The organism is Occallatibacter sp. (assembly GCF_049510455.1).
Taxonomy (GTDB): Bacteria; Acidobacteriota; Terriglobia; order Terriglobales; family Acidobacteriaceae; genus Telmatobacter.
This window is the reverse complement of the sequence record NZ_JBEKYX010000015.1, coordinates 51,140-65,282: the sequence shown is the minus strand read 5'-3', so window position 1 is coordinate 65,282 and position 14,143 is coordinate 51,140. Positions and strand designations below refer to the sequence as shown.

The window sequence follows — 14,143 nt, the reverse complement described above, 5'->3', positions numbered from 1 at the left end:
AGGCGTGTGCGGACGGTGCCTTCCGGGATGTTGAGGATGCCGGCGATGAGGCGCGAGTTGAGATCGTCAAATGCGGAGAGAATGAGCGGCAGGCGAAGTTCTTCAGGGAGTGTGTCGATCATGGCGTGGATGCGGCGGTGATGATCGGTGGCGAGGAATGTGTGCTCAGGGCCGGGATGATGTGATGGGATTTCGAGAGTTGCCTCTGGATCGGAGATGCCGGGATGCGCGGCTCGGCGGCGATCGATGGCGCAACGCCAGGCTACGCGCGCGATATAGGCGCGTTCGTTGTCCGCTAGCTGCCAGCCGCCATGTCGGTAAAGCTTCAAGAATGTCTCCTGCACCGCATCCTCGGCGTCATGTGCGTTGAGCAGAACGGCGTAAGCCACGCGGAAGGCAAAGCGGGATTGGCGTTCGACGAATGCCGTGAAGTTTGCCTCTTCCGCTGCGGTCAACGTATCGCTCTCCGGCACTTCCTGCTGGTTATGACGGTACAGGGTAGGCGAGTGTTCGGATATTTTGGGGGAGTTATGGATTTCGGCGGAGGAGGGCGTCGCGTTCAAAACCAGCCCTATCTTCTTCAAGATCTTCAAGGCTGTAGGCATGCTCCCAGACTTCATGCTCCTTGAGGAAGCCTTCCAACTCGTAGCGCGTTCCAAAGCCAAGCAGTATGCGCGTCTGATAGGGTGTTAGCGCACTGGAACGATAGGCTTCGATTGCAAAGGCTTCCAAGGCCTCGCGCGCTCCGTTTGAGCGCTTGGCAATATCGTCAGGAAGCTGGACGGTGATCTGCATGGCTAAAGCGTAGCAAAGGCATATCTGAAATGCCACTTTTCAACCGAGGATGCTACCGTTGCGGCGTTCGAGGGCCATTTCAACCGCCATTGGCATTCCTACATCGATGACAGTGTCATAGCCGAGCTTCTTTAATTCATTGAGGACAGTTTGAGCTTCCGGAAGCTCGATGCCGCGCAGGGTTTTGATTTTTTTGCCGCTGGCGTTGAATACGATTCCCATGACTGCTTGATATTTTCCGTAGGCGAGTGCGCCCAAACGAATTTGCTGGACCTGAGAGCGCGGAAATAGCAAGCTCACCGCCGCGCGGCGCGGGCGAACCTGAATGACTTCGAGATTTCCGCGTGTGCAGTGGATGTTATTGGTTCCCTGAAAATAGCGGCTTAGAAGGCCGATTGCTGCGAACAGCACGAAAACAGCCAGCAATATGAGGTTTTTGCTTGTTGGACTGGTTAGCCAATCGATGAAAATTATGCAAGCTACTGCAATGATGCCTATTAGCGCGATGATCTGGGAAGCAGCTAAGTTTCCTTTGTTCCATGCTTTTTTGTCAGCTGTTACCGTTAGGCTGTCTAGCTTTATTTCGATACGAAAACCACCGTCTGTGATGATCTTCTGATTATTGGCTGTGGTTTCAGACATAGATTTGCTGATGGTGGAAGTGTAGCGCAATCGCCAGGAAACATCGGAGGCTAAAGCCCGGGTATATATTTTTGCGGCTTTGCTGCAGGGCTGGAAAGGCAAAAGCAAGAACAACCGCAGATCCTTCGACTCCCTCCGCTGCGCTACAGTCGCTCAGCGATGACACTTCTGAGTGGGGGTGGGAAATGGAAACGGCCCGATGCTTGCGCATCGGGCCGTTTCTGTTTGGTTGGGATTGGGTTATGCCTTGGCTGTCGTTAACTGGCCGAGGTCGGCGGCCAGCTTTTCGACGGTGAAGGCTTCGAAGATGTCGCCTTCCTTGATGTCGGTGAAGTTGTTGATGCCGATACCGCACTCCATGCCGTTGGTGACTTCGCGGACATCGTCCTTGACGCGCTTGAGCGAGACGACCTTGCCCTTGAAGATCTGTTCGCCGTTGCGCATGACCTTGACTTCGGAGTCGCGCTTGAAGACGCCATCCTGCACACGGCAGCCGGCGATGGTGCCGACCTTGGGAATGCGGAAGACCTGCAGTACCTGGGCGCGGCCCTGGTAGTTCTCCTTGAAGGTGGGTTCGAGCAGACCCATCATGGCGAGGCGCATTTCATCCTGCAGCTCGTAGATGATGGAGTGCAGGCGGATGTCAACGCCTTCCTGCTGCGCGAGGTCAGCGGCCTTGCGCTCGGGGCGCACGTTGAAGCCGATGATGATGGCGTTGGAGGCCGTCGCGAGCAGCACGTCAGATTCCGTGATGGAGCCGACGCCGGAGTGGATGACCTTGACGCGCACCTTCTCGGTGGACATGCGGACGAGCGAGTCGGCGAGGACTTCGACCGAGCCGGTGACGTCGCCCTTGATGATGAGGGGAAGGTCTTTGACGCCAGCCAGACGAATCTGTTCGGCGAGGCCTTCGAGCGAGACGCGGGAGCTCTTGGCGAGCTGCGCTTCGCGGTCCTTCATCTTGCGGTATTGCGCGATGCCCTTGGCTTTGTCGCGGTCGCCGACGACGAGGAAGGTATCGCCGGAGTCGGGCATGGCTTCGAGTCCGAGGACTTCGACGGGCGTTGACGGGCCGGCTTCTTCAATGGCGCGTCCGCGGTCGTCGAACATGGCGCGGACCTTGCCGAAGGTGTTGCCGACGATGTAGCTGTCGTTGAGGTGCAGGGTGCCGTCCTGCACGAGGATGGTGGCGACTGCGCCGCGACCGCGATCAAGCTTGGCTTCAAGGACAGAGCCGACTGCCTTGCGGCCCGGCGTGGCCTTGGGAGCCTTGATGTCGGATACGAGGCAGATCATCTCGAGGAGCAGATCGAGATTGAGATGCTTCTTGGCCGAGACTTCAACGAAGACGGTGCCTTGCTCGCCCGCAGCCCACTCTTCAGGGATAAGGCCACGGTCGGCGAGCTGTTTTTTAACTCGTTCTGGATTAGCTTCAGGCTTATCGATCTTGTTGACGGCCACGATGATGGGAACGTCGGCAGCCTTGGCGTGATCGATGGCTTCAAGGGTCTGCGGCATGACGCCGTCATCGGCTGCGACGACGATGACAACGATGTCGGTAACCTTGGCGCCGCGTGCGCGCATGCGAGTGAAGGCCTCATGGCCCGGCGTATCGAGGAAGACGATCTCGCGGCCGGAGGCGGGCGAGCCTTCCTTGGTGAACTTCACCTTGTAGGCGCCGATGTGCTGGGTGATGCCGCCGGCTTCGCCTGCGGCAACGTCGGTTTCGCGGATGGCGTCGAGCAGCGAGGTCTTGCCATGATCGACGTGGCCCATGATGGTGACAACGGGGGCGCGCGCGATTTCAACCATGCCGACGTTTTCGGTGTCGAGAACGTCTTCGATGGCCTGGTTTTCTAGCTCCTCTTCGTAGGAGATGATGTTGGCCGCCGCGCCGAATTTGGCGGAGAGATCCTTGACCATCTCGGCCTCAAGGGACTGGTTGACAGTGGCGAAGATGCCGCTCATGAGGAGGGTGGCGATGAGGTCCTTGGCGCGGATATCAAGCTTCTCGGCGAGGTCCTTGACGCTGATGCCTTCCGTGACCGTGATTTCACGGGTGATGGGCATGGGCTCCATGGGGATTTGCGACCCGCCATAACGCGGCGGAGGGGCATAACCCTTCATTGGGCCTTCCTTGGTCTTGGGGTACTGCTGGCCGCCACGGCCACGACCCCTGGCGCCCGCGCCGCGATTACGGCCAGGCTCAGAGGGGGGCGCAGTAGAAGGCGCGCCACCGGGAGCAAAGCCGCCTGGACGGGGAGCGCCGAAGCCACCGGGACGCGGCGCACCAAAGCCGGGACGCTGGCCGAAGCCGGGACGTCCGCCGGGAGCGCCAGGACCACCCCCAGGCGTGAATCCGCCAGGCGTGGTGCGCGTGGGATGTTTGGGGCGTGGACCACCGCCTGGATGCTGACCGGCGGGATACTGACCGGGGCGCTGGAAGCTGCCCGGGCCGCCAGGTGCGCCAGCGGGACGACGATCGAAGATGGGGCGGCCGCGCTGCAGGCCGCCCTGTTGGGCGTTAGGAGCGGCGGCGGCAACCGGAGCAGCGGGAGGAAGGATGGGTGCCTTGTAAACGGGGCGCGGCCCGGTCTGCGGCATGACGACGCGGCGAACGGGCTGGGCCGGAGCGGCAGCGACTACCGGAGCCGGCGCAGGCTCGGGGACTACTGTAGCAACAGCAATAGGTGCGGCAGGCTCAACGGCAATGGGGGCCGGCACGGCAGCGGCGACTGGAGCAGGAGCTATTTCAACGGCAGGCGCGGTAGCTTTCGCTGCCGGCGGGGCAACTGAAGCAGCCGCGGGAGTAGCTGGTGCCTCCGCAACTGCAGCGGGCGCGACTGATGGAGGAACGACGCCGGCCTTTGGAGTATGCGCGGGCTGCGGAGCAGTCGCGGGCCTTGCAGGCGCCGGGACGTGAGCCGATTCCGCAGGCCTACCTGCGAATGAAGGCCTGTCCGCCTGCACGCCGGGTTGTACGCCGGGTTTTGGTGTAACGACCGCCGGCGGCCTGACAACTACCGTGGAAGGCGGAGCGGTGGCTACAGCCGGACGTGCGGAGGGAGCTACCGCGCTGACGGGAGCCTTGGCGACGACAGCAGCGGCGGGTGGTCGCCCGGCAATGGCCGGTGTGGAAGACGGAATGATGATATTGGGGGCCTGGCGCGGGGCGGGAACGATTTTGCGCGGGGCCGGATTGGCCTCGGGCCTTGGCTCCGGCGCGGCTACCGCGGCAGGTCTTGCCGGCGTGGCCGGAGCTGTTGCCGCGGCGGCCGGCTTCACCGGTGCGTGGCTGCGGCGAGCTGCGTCTTCCTGCTCCTGCTTGCGCGCAAGGATGGCCTTGAGAGCGTCTCCCGGCTTGGAAATATTCGAGAGATCGACTTTGGGCTGAAGGCCCTGCTGTGTACGCGAAAAACCCGCAGACCCGCGCGCTCCGCCGCCAAAATGGGCGCGGACTTTCTCCGCTTCATGGTCTTCGATAGAGCTTGAGTGGGTCATCTTGGGGTCTCCAAGACCCAACTTTGTCAGCAGATCGAGAACCTGCCGGCTCTTAACCTCTATTTCGCGTGCCAGATCGTTGATTCGAACCTTACTCATCCGCCTCTTTTCGATGTGTACTGCCGGTAGTGCTAAGAGTTCATAGCTACCTCTTGGCATTGGCTATTCTGTTGGATGGAATTTCCAGTGCCGGAAATTCCATTATCTCCCGAATCTGAAGAAAATGCGCGAAGCATAATGAATTACGCTTCGCTCTCGTCTTCGCTTGCTTCCGGCGCGTTCTCGACTGCTTCTTCCAATGCAGAAGCCGATTCTTCGGAGTCAGATTCCGCGGCTTCCACGGATTCGGCTTCCTGCAGTACGTCTTCCGCGTTTTCTTGTTCCGCCTCTGCCGTGGCTTCTGCGGCATCCGGCGTGGCGATTTCGGCTTCGCCGGGCTCCGAGTGAGCCACGTGCTCGGCGACCGACTCGCCTTCGCGATGCTCGGTTGAGGCCGGGGCTTCTTCACCCTCTTCAAAGTGGCCGAAGTAGTGGCGAACGGCGACGCTGATCTTCTCCAGCGTCTTTTCGCCGATTCCTGGAATCTCTTCAAGCTCCTCGGGGGTCATGTCGGCCAGGCCTTCGACGGTGGTGATGCCGGCGGCTACAAGCTTCTGAATGATGCCCTCGCCAAGCTCCGTGACCTGCTCGATGGGTGTGGTGGGTCCACCGGACATGGCCTGCATCTGCTGCTCGACTTCCTGGCGCTTCTCCTCTTCGGACTTGATGTCGATCTTCCAGCCGAGAAGCTTGGCGGCGAGGCGGACGTTCTGGCCCTTCTTGCCGATGGCGAGCGAGAGCTGCGTGTCATCTACGATGACTTCAAGCTGCTTGTCCGTGAGGTCCGTGATGGAAACGCGGCTGACCTTGGCGGGCTGCAGAGCCTTCTCAGCAAAGGTGGTGATCTCTTCGCTGTACTCGATGATGTCGATCTTCTCGCCGCGCAGCTCGCGGATGATGGACTGCACACGCATGCCCTTCATGCCGACGCAGGCGCCGACGGGATCGACATCCTTATCGCGGCTCATGACGGCGATCTTGGTGCGCTCGCCGGCTTCGCGGGCGATGGCGCGGATGACGACCGTGCTGTCGTAGATCTCCGGAACTTCAGACTGGAAAAGGTTGGAGACCAGCTCCGGCGCGGCGCGGGAGACGATGACCTGCGGACCCTTGGCGGCGCGATCTACCTTGATGAGCACGACGCGGACGCGCTCGCCGACGGTGAAGGATTCCAGACGCGACTGCTCACGCTTGGGGCAGCGGGCTTCGGCCTTGCCGAGATCGAAGATGACGTCCTGGCCTTCAACGCGCTTGACGGTGGCGTTGAGGACTTCTTTTTCGCGGTGCGCGTACTCCTGGAATACTGTGTCGCGCTCAGCCTCGCGGACCTTCTGAAAGATGACCTGCTTGGCGAGCTGGGCGGCGATGCGGCCGAGCGGCGAGGTGTCCTTGTATATGCGGATCTCGCTGCCGACTTCCACGCCAGGAGCAAGCTCGTTGGCTTCGGCCAGAGTGATCTCGTTGACCGGATCCTCGATCTGCTCCTCGCCGGCTACGACCGTCTTGTGGACATAAGCCGTGATCTCGCCGGTCTCTTTGTTGAGCTCGCCGCGCATGTTTTCCTGGGTCTTGTAGTACTTGCGCGTGGCCAGAGCGATGGCTTCTTCCACCGCGCCGACGACGATCTCGGGCTCGATGCCTTTTTCCCGGCTCAACAACTCGATGCTCTGATACAAAGGGCTTGCCATGTTTTTGGGTACTTCCTTCGCGCTGTGATTGCGAGGGGCTGGCTCTCGCGGATTACGAACTTTTGTATCGAGGGACTAAGGGACTCATGGGACTGAGGGACTGTTTAAGTCTGCGGCGTTACTGCTTTTCAGTCTCTTAGTTCCCTGGTTCCTGTCTTCCTAAATCTCCGGTATAAGCTGCGCTTTTTCGATGTTCGAGAAGGCGATGTCTACCGTGGTTACGCCGGACTTCCGGCTCTTTGAATTCTGTTTGACGGCGCCAAGGTCGATGGTGATGCTTTCGCCTGTGGCCTCCGTGAGCCGGCCCTGCCAATGACGGTTGTTCTTAATGGGCTCAAAGGTCTGGATCTTGACCAGGCTGCCTTTGAAACGCTCGAAGTCTTCAGGCTTGGTGAGCTTGCGGTCAAGGCCGGGTGAGCTGGCTTCGAGCAGGTATTCGCCGCCGGGAACCAGGTCTTCGACATCGAGCACAACGCTGAGGTCGCGGCTGAGGGTGGCGCAATCTCCATGGGTGACGCCTGAAAGCTGCTCAACGCTCAGGGTTCCCTCTCGCAGAGCTTCGGGCAGCTCTTCGTTTTCAGCGCCGGAGGCGAGCTGGGCTTTGAGCGCGGCGCGCCCTTCGGCGTTCTTTTCAACCAGGACGCGCAGGGTTCGCTCGCGGCCCGCAGTGGCCAATTCCACGTCCACCACGTCCAGGCCGAGCGATGAGGCGACCCGCTGCGCTGCCTTCCGAATTTCGTCGAGCTTTACTGCCATCTTCTTCCGTTACGGCAACTTACGGCCGTTCACAATCCAGGTTACCGGTTCCAAAAACCGCTAGCGTGCGACGGGTTTTTGGAGGAATTTCAAACCAAATAAAAAGTGGGCTGTAAGCCCACTCATCTCTCCGCCAGCCGGTGCATTCACGGTCACAAGGCGGACAAACTCGTCTGCCTATCTATATTACGGCGAATTGTAAGGAAATACAAATGTGCTGGCTTCCGGGTCGCGGCTCGATTTGAAGTCAGGCTACCAGCGCTGGTGGATTTAGCAGCGCATCTTTGACCACTTGAGCGACGGTATCTTTGCTGATGTTCTTCCGCTTGCAGTAGGAGGAATCCAGCCAAGTCTCTAAGAATTTAACGCCCTTGCTAGAATTGCAGCCCCTACAACACAGGGCGATGTTCTCCAGCGTAATTATCTTGGCGTTATTGGTGATGTGTTCCCAACTACGACGCTCTCGAAAAGACCGGGGCTCATCGTTGAAAATAATCCCGCAATAAATGCAGACTTTGTCGCGTTCAAAGACTGCTGTCTCAAGCCAATTCGGGATGTTCCAGCGGTTCATGTGAGCGTGACGATTAGGCAGTTTTGGGGAGAATAAGCCACAACACCCTTACGCGTCTACCGTTCAGGCCAGCCATAGTAGACCAAACTACCCGATGCGACGAGCACCGAACGGATCAAGCTGTGTGTCCTGGCCACAGGGATCGCATATCGCCTTGATTGTCTCCTCATTCCAGAGGCGTAACTCATTGTCAGGAAGCGGTTCAAAGAAACCGGATACTAGAGTGAAGTCAGGCGTCTCAAGAGCGCCTAAACGCATTTTCTTAGCGGCCATTGTCATCGTGAACCTTCCAGGTTATTTTAACGGGTTTTGTAATAGGCGAAGCACATGTAGTCTGCACGTAGGTGAATACTGGGGCGAATTCGGGTGCAATACAGCCGGTCTCGCGTGCGGAGAGCGAGGCGCTGCTCGATGCGATTGAACGCGGCTGCGTGGAGCGAGGTCTGGACCGGCGGGCTGGGGTTTTCGGGCCGGATTCCATGTGCTGGCGGGTACACCGCGAGGCTGGGCTGTTTCTGGGAGCGGGCCGGGCGGCGCTGCTGCAACTAGCGCACCCGTGGGTGGCGCAGGCGCTTCAGGATCACTCGCAGGTGATGGACAGGCCGATTGTCCGGTTTCACAACACTTTCCGCGTGGTGTACGCGATGATCTTCGGGTCGCAGGAACAAGCGTTCAAGGCGGCACGGAATCTGCACGGACTGCATACGCGGATTACCGGCGAGATGCGGGAGGATGTGGCCGCGTACCATCGTGGATCGTTGTACCAGGCCAACGAAATTGCGGCGCTGAGGTGGGTTTACGCCACGCTGATGGAGACAGCGGTGCTGGCCTATGAGACGGTGCTGGGACCGATGAGCGCGGCGGATCGCGAAGCGTATTACGCGGAGACGAAGACGCTTGCGGCGCTGTTTGGTCTGCCGGCGGAGGCGCTGCCGGCGGACTGGAATGCGTTTGAGGCGTATTGCCGCGCGATGGAGACGTCTGACGTGCTGGGCGTGAGCGAGCGGGCGCGGGCGATGGGGCAGAATCTGCTGACCGGGGCGGGGAGTTGGGTGAAGCCGCCGCACTGGTACCGGGCGCTGACGGCGGCGTGGATGCCGGAGCGCTTGCGACTCGCGTTCGGACTGCCATTTGCCGATGAAGAGCGTTACGCGGTGGAGCGCGCGAGGCGAGTTCTGCCTGGGTTCTATCGGCGCTTACCGAGGGTGGTGCGGTATGTGGGGCCGTGGCATGAGGCGCAGGCGCGGCTGGCGGGACGCGGCGTGGGACCGGCGACGCGAGCAAGCAATCGGTTCTGGATTGGACAGGAAGAATTGCCGTGAAGGGGCAGGCCGCGCGGTTTCTCCTTGCTTAAGGCGGCAGGATCGCACAGAATTGGAGATGCTTCCCCCGGGATGGCGAACGATCCCCCGGCGGGCACTTTCTTACTTATGAGCACCCTCAAGCAATGGGCCGGTGGCGTGGTTGGCGTCATGCTGCTGACGTGCGCCTGCGGTGCGCTGGCCGGCTACTGGTGGGGCCGCGACTTTACGCTTCGACAAATGATGGGCAAGCTGGACCAGTATGCCCAACGGATTCGCGCGGAGGGAGATGTCTCTTCCACCGAAGGCAGAGCGGTGCTGGATGTGCTGAATGCCTCTACGGATCCATATTGCTCGGATGCCGAAATTGCGCATTTCCGAAAGCTTATCTATGCCTCGGAGTACCTGAAAGACGGGGGCCGGGTCCGCAACGGGAGAATCGACTGCACAGCGATGCTTGGCCGGATCACGGGAGCCGATGCGGAGCTTGGGCAAGGCGTGAAGCGCCCGGATGGAACGCGGTTCTATCGGGATATAAAACTGTTTCGCATTCCGGGTCAGACGGTGCCCGCGGTGGAAAAAGGCAATGCGCTGATTGTGTACAACCCTTTCAACCGGAGCGAGTTCCAGTCGAGCTCGATGCGCTATACGGTTACGACCCGCAGCGACCACGGTCAGATTCGTCTGCTGGGCGAGTTGCCGCTGATCAAGAACGCCATTTTGACAACGGAGGGCACGGCTCGCATTGGCAACATGCTTTACGCAACGAACTGCTCGGGCCGTTTTTCATTTTGCGTGACGGCATACGCCTCAGCGGATGAGGCGCTGCAGGTGGAAAGCAGCCAGTTGAAGGCTTATGTAGTGTTGTGGGCGCTATGCGGAGCGCTGCTGGGGTTTGCGTGTTTTGCCGCATACGGCCGCAGCAGATCGCTGGAGCAGCGGCTGCGAAGAGCCATTCGCCGCAATGCGATTCGGATAGCGTATCAGCCGGTGATGGACCTGAAGACGGGCAAAATTGTTGGGGCTGAAGCACTGGCGCGCTGGACGGATGCGGAGCATGGAGATGTGAGCCCCGAAGTCTTTATCCGTATTGCGGAGGAGCGCGGGTTTGTGAATGAGATCACGCGGCTGATTATGCACAACGCTCTTGCCGATCTGAGCGCTCTGCTGCCGATCTGCCCGGAGTTTCGCCTGTCAGTGAATATTGCGCCGGAGGACCTGGACGATCCGGCTTTTTTGCCCATGCTGGAGAAGGTGATGGCGAAGGCGCGAGTTCCTGCCGGGTTCCTGGTGATGGAGATTACGGAGCGCGCCGCGGCCAACTCGCAGGCTGCGAAGGATGCGATTGTCCAGCTGAGAAGCAAAGGGCACTCGGTCCATATCGACGACTTTGGTACGGGGTATTCGAGTCTTGCGTATCTGCACGATCTCTCGGTGGATGGGCTGAAGATTGATAAGGCATTCACGCAGTCGGTGGGTACGGAGTCGGTGCAGGTACTGATCTTGCCGCAGATACTCTCACTGGCCGCGGCGCTGGGCCTGCAGGTGACGGTGGAGGGGATCGAAACCGAGGAGCAGGCGCGGTATTTCAGTGCAAGTCCACTGCCTGTGCTCGGGCAGGGATGGTATCTGGGCAGGCCGATGCCTGTGGAGATGTTTCTGCGGGTGTTTGAGGAACAGGAAAGAGCGGCGGCTGAGTCTGCGGCTTTGCTGTGAGAGCGGCGCGGAGATTATCGGCTTGACAGAGGCTGGTGCGTAACTGAGGCTTGTTGCATGCGCCGAATCTATGGTTTGATTGCCCCTCTTGTCCTTGCAGGATTGATTCCCGCCTTGGTTCCCCAGGCACATGCCCTTGAAAAACAGCCTGCCGCGACGTATCGCGCGCGGCGCGTGGCGCTGGCCCAGAAGCTGAATGGCGGCGTAGCCGTGCTGTTTGCGGCTGAAGAGCCATTGCTCGATCTCGACCCGTACCGGCAGGATGAGGATTTTTATTACGCGACGGGATGGAATGAGCCGGGCGCGGCGCTCCTGGTTGTCGGCGACTCCACGGCATCTGCGATCAACTCAACGCTCTTTCCTGAGGCGGGGCATAAGTACGAGGAGATTCTGTTTTTGCCCACGCGGAACATGCGCATGGAGAAGTACACGGGGATCAAGCTGGATGCGGCGACGGCGGGCGCGGCTGCGAAGGTCGGCGTGGATGAGGTTCGACCGATGACGGATCTGCCGAAGGTGTTGAATGATTTGATTTCGGCGGACCGGCGTGTGGCGAACCACATTTACACGCAGGCGGGCAATGCGCATGCGAGCGCGCTGGTGCAGTTTGCGGCGGCGGAGGTGGGAGCCAGCAGCCTGCCTGCGGCGCACGATGTGGCGGAGGCTACGACGGAGCTGCGCGAGGTCAAGGATGCGGGCGAGATTGACCTGCTGAAGAAAGCGAGCGAGGCATCGGAAGCGGCGCAGCGCGTGATGATGAAGGCCGTGAAGGCGGGCGTGACAGAGCGGACGGTTGCGGGCAAGATGTATGCGTCCTGGCTCGAAAACGGCTGCGAGCGGGCGAGTTATGCGCCGATTGTGGGATCGGGGATTAACGCGACGACGCTGCACTATGCGGAGAACACGCGCACGATGGAGGATGGGGACATTGTGGTGGTGGATGCGGCGTGCGAGTACTCCATGTATGCGAGCGACATTACGCGCACGGTGCCGGTGAGCGGGCACTTTACGGCGCGGCAGCGGGAGATTTACGACGTGGTGCTGGGCGCGCAGAAGGCCGCAATCGACGCGTTTGTCGCGGGTAAATCGAAGATCGGCGACCGCTATCACACAGACCCGGATGGGCTTGACGCGGTGGCGTACAACTACGTGAACACGCATGGCAAGAGCCTGGACGGTACGCCGCTGGGCAAGTACTGGGTTCATCCGTTGGGCCACATGGTGGGCATCGATGTACACGATCCGAGCAACTATCCCACGGTGCTGGAGCCGGGGATGGTGTTTACGATTGAGCCGGGCGTCTACATTCCCGAAGAAAAGATAGGCGTGCGGATCGAGTGCGTGTTTCTGGTGGGCAAGGATGGAAAGCTCATTGACCTGACGGGGGATTTGCCGCATACGGCGGATGAGGTTGAAGCAGCTATGAAGGGGAAGTGAGCCCACAGTGAGCGATATGGAGCCGCATGAGATCGATTCCGCCGAATTTGCGCCGCTGGTGGCTGCGTTTCATGAGCAGTTGACGGCTTGCCTTGAGGAGTGCGCGCACGGACGGCGTGGATTGTTTTCGGATGTTTCGTTTTCCGGGGGCGAGGAATGGCCGGAGGCCACGAGGCTGCGCGAGCTTGGCGGCGCGCTGCAAAGCATTCTTGCACAGTCCAGCGAGCGGAATGCGCTGGTGGATGAGTTTCTGGACCTGTGTACAATTCACGGCGAGAACGATCCCGGAGAGCCACGGCTGGCGCGGGAGTTCCTCAAACGCATTGAGCGTGATGAGGTGGGTACGCCGACAGAGAAAGAGCAAAAGCCCTGGTAAAACATGAGCGCCCCGCATCTGCCGCAAGGCGCTCCTTGTTTGTGCGGCGCGTCAGAATCGGACGCCTAAGGTGATTGGAAGCAACTCTGTAGTGCCGCCGCCGATGGAGACGCCCTGGGAAGCCAGCGGCGGTGAGTTGATGAAGAGGTAGCGCACCTCTGCGAAGAGCCTCATGGTGCCATCTCCGTAGACGCCGCCCAGCTTGTGGTAGATGCCGATACCGAGGTTTCCGCCCAGTTGATTTGAGGTGATGGAAAGGGCCGTGACCGGAACCTCAGAGCCAAAAAAGTCGCAGCATTCGAAATCGGTGAAGTTGGTGGACATGTGGTAATAGCCCCCTCCTCCCACCACGTAGGCGCCGGTTGCCCATTTCTCGGGAACAATGTCGAAGAGGATTGCGCCGGTGATGGAGTTGATGTGCGCATTGCCCGCGTCAGCTCCTCCCGCCGCAATGAGCGCGCCGGGAAGCTTGTTGTCCATGAACTGATACTCGCCCAGCACAGTAAGACGATGGTTCAGATGGAGACCGGCGCCGACGGTGAAGTTGGCGCCCCAGGTGATAAATGGCTTGTCATTCCCGACGGGGCCATTGGCGCCCGCTCCGCCTTCAAATGCCCAGTGGAAGCGGCCGTGGCTGCTGCCGCCGCCGCCGTGGTTGTCGTATTGGCCGCCGCCGGCCGCGGCAGGCTCGGCCGCGGCGTTCAGGTCGTCTGCGAGGAATTGGTAGCTCTGAGAGCTTGATTCACCCGATGCGGGATCTGCGGCGGGGGATACGGTGGACTGGGCACGTGCTACGCCCGCGGTGAGCAAAATGGCTGCTCCCATAACTGAAAGATTACGTTTCAGGCTGAACAGGCGACGAAAAGACATAGTTGGACCTCAAAAAGTGAAATTGGTAAGCAAATGGTCGTGAACTATCTCGGGAAGAGGGCAAAGCAGATACGCACTTCTTCCTTCATTTTGATTAGACACCGGTTTGGGGCAGTGGTTGCTCTGAAAGCGCTTATCAATTCGGGTTCAGGGCGGACACGAAACATTTGGCTCGGTCCGACGGCGCAAAGTTTCGAGATGAATGAAGGCTTTAAGGCTCTCGTTCATCAGGATCGAGAGATCCGTGATGCCAGTGAACTCCTGAGCTTTTCGAACCAAATCATCATTGAGGTGAACAGTGACGCGCATAACACCGCTCGGGGGCTAATGCCCTATTTCTTTTTCGGCACATTTGCGGCAAGACTCAAGACTGATGTTGTGCCCTGACACA

13 protein-coding genes are annotated in these 14,143 nt (G+C 59.9%); 5 read left to right on the top strand and 8 right to left on the bottom strand.

All coding sequences use genetic code 11. The features are described from left to right. From ABSG47_RS04730 to ABSG47_RS04700, 7 genes are all read right to left on the bottom strand, one after another. A partial coding sequence (locus ABSG47_RS04730; RefSeq protein WP_424167075.1) for an RNA polymerase sigma factor occupies nucleotides 1–563 on the bottom strand: 563 nt, incomplete at its 3' end. Then, nucleotides 529–795 carry a UPF0175 family protein gene (locus tag ABSG47_RS04725; protein ID WP_424167072.1) on the bottom strand — a complete coding sequence of 89 codons (267 nt, stop codon included), beginning with the start codon at nucleotides 793–795 and terminating at the stop codon, nucleotides 529–531. The genes ABSG47_RS04725 and ABSG47_RS04730, both read right to left, overlap by 35 nt. A gap of 39 nt (nucleotides 796–834) precedes the next feature. After that, on the bottom strand, nucleotides 835–1,551 hold the full coding sequence (locus ABSG47_RS04720; RefSeq protein WP_424167069.1) for a hypothetical protein: 717 nt from the start codon (nucleotides 1,549–1,551) through the stop codon (nucleotides 835–837). Between the two features lie 126 nt (nucleotides 1,552–1,677). Then, the gene (infB, locus tag ABSG47_RS04715) at nucleotides 1,678–5,037 is read right to left on the bottom strand and encodes a translation initiation factor IF-2 (protein ID WP_424167067.1); all 3,360 of its coding nucleotides are present in this window, start codon (nucleotides 5,035–5,037) and stop codon (nucleotides 1,678–1,680) included. Between the two features lie 143 nt (nucleotides 5,038–5,180). Continuing rightward, nucleotides 5,181–6,725 carry a transcription termination factor NusA gene (gene nusA / locus ABSG47_RS04710; RefSeq protein ID WP_424167064.1) on the bottom strand — a complete coding sequence of 515 codons (1,545 nt, stop codon included), beginning with the start codon at nucleotides 6,723–6,725 and terminating at the stop codon, nucleotides 5,181–5,183. Between the two features lie 159 nt (nucleotides 6,726–6,884). Continuing rightward, nucleotides 6,885–7,481: a ribosome maturation factor RimP gene (rimP, locus tag ABSG47_RS04705; protein WP_424167062.1), complete on the bottom strand. Its 597-nt coding sequence runs from the start codon at nucleotides 7,479–7,481 to the stop codon at nucleotides 6,885–6,887. Between the two features lie 247 nt (nucleotides 7,482–7,728). Next, nucleotides 7,729–8,052 (bottom strand): hypothetical protein, encoded by a 324-nt coding sequence (locus ABSG47_RS04700; RefSeq protein WP_424167060.1) that lies wholly within the window; start codon nucleotides 8,050–8,052, stop codon nucleotides 7,729–7,731. A gap of 344 nt (nucleotides 8,053–8,396) precedes the next feature. On the opposite strand from ABSG47_RS04700, the gene ABSG47_RS04695 reads away from it, so the two are divergent. The 4 genes from ABSG47_RS04695 (at nucleotide 8,397) to ABSG47_RS04680 (ending at nucleotide 12,882) form a co-directional block, all read left to right on the top strand. Beyond that, a complete protein-coding gene (locus ABSG47_RS04695; protein ID WP_424167058.1) occupies nucleotides 8,397–9,374 on the top strand; it encodes an oxygenase MpaB family protein in 978 nt (325 codons plus the stop codon). A 72-nt stretch (nucleotides 9,375–9,446) separates the two neighbouring features. Further along, nucleotides 9,447–11,069 (top strand): EAL domain-containing protein, encoded by a 1,623-nt coding sequence (locus ABSG47_RS04690; RefSeq protein WP_424167056.1) that lies wholly within the window; start codon nucleotides 9,447–9,449, stop codon nucleotides 11,067–11,069. A gap of 57 nt (nucleotides 11,070–11,126) precedes the next feature. Then, the gene (locus ABSG47_RS04685) at nucleotides 11,127–12,506 is read left to right on the top strand and encodes an aminopeptidase P N-terminal domain-containing protein (RefSeq protein WP_424167054.1); all 1,380 of its coding nucleotides are present in this window, start codon (nucleotides 11,127–11,129) and stop codon (nucleotides 12,504–12,506) included. Nucleotides 12,507–12,513: 7 nt separating this feature from the next. Further along, the gene (locus ABSG47_RS04680) at nucleotides 12,514–12,882 is read left to right on the top strand and encodes a hypothetical protein (protein WP_424167051.1); all 369 of its coding nucleotides are present in this window, start codon (nucleotides 12,514–12,516) and stop codon (nucleotides 12,880–12,882) included. Nucleotides 12,883–12,933: 51 nt separating this feature from the next. Here ABSG47_RS04680 and ABSG47_RS04675 read toward each other — a convergent pair whose 3' ends face one another. After that, nucleotides 12,934–13,752, bottom strand: a complete 819-nt coding sequence (locus ABSG47_RS04675; RefSeq protein WP_424167049.1) for a hypothetical protein — start codon at nucleotides 13,750–13,752, stop codon at nucleotides 12,934–12,936. A 39-nt stretch (nucleotides 13,753–13,791) separates the two neighbouring features. Between ABSG47_RS04675 and ABSG47_RS04670 the strand changes: the two genes are divergently transcribed. Continuing rightward, nucleotides 13,792–14,139, top strand: a complete 348-nt coding sequence (locus tag ABSG47_RS04670; protein ID WP_424167047.1) for a hypothetical protein — start codon at nucleotides 13,792–13,794, stop codon at nucleotides 14,137–14,139. The last annotated feature ends 4 nt before the right edge of the window (nucleotides 14,140–14,143 follow it).

Bases quoted from the DNA above. Each gene is read 5' to 3' on its own strand.
- ABSG47_RS04725 (WP_424167072.1), bottom strand. From the start codon at position 795: ATGCAGATCACCGTCCAGCTTCCTGACGATATTGCCAAGCGCTCAAAC.
- infB (WP_424167067.1), bottom strand. From the start codon at position 5,037: ATGAGTAAGGTTCGAATCAACGATCTGGCACGCGAAATAGAGGTTAAG.
- nusA (WP_424167064.1), bottom strand. From the start codon at position 6,725: ATGGCAAGCCCTTTGTATCAGAGCATCGAGTTGTTGAGCCGGGAAAAA.
- rimP (WP_424167062.1), bottom strand. From the start codon at position 7,481: ATGGCAGTAAAGCTCGACGAAATTCGGAAGGCAGCGCAGCGGGTCGCC.
- ABSG47_RS04700 (WP_424167060.1), bottom strand. From the start codon at position 8,052: ATGAACCGCTGGAACATCCCGAATTGGCTTGAGACAGCAGTCTTTGAA.
- ABSG47_RS04690 (WP_424167056.1), top strand. From the start codon at position 9,447: ATGGCGAACGATCCCCCGGCGGGCACTTTCTTACTTATGAGCACCCTC.
- ABSG47_RS04685 (WP_424167054.1), top strand. From the start codon at position 11,127: ATGCGCCGAATCTATGGTTTGATTGCCCCTCTTGTCCTTGCAGGATTG.
- ABSG47_RS04675 (WP_424167049.1), bottom strand. From the start codon at position 13,752: ATGTCTTTTCGTCGCCTGTTCAGCCTGAAACGTAATCTTTCAGTTATG.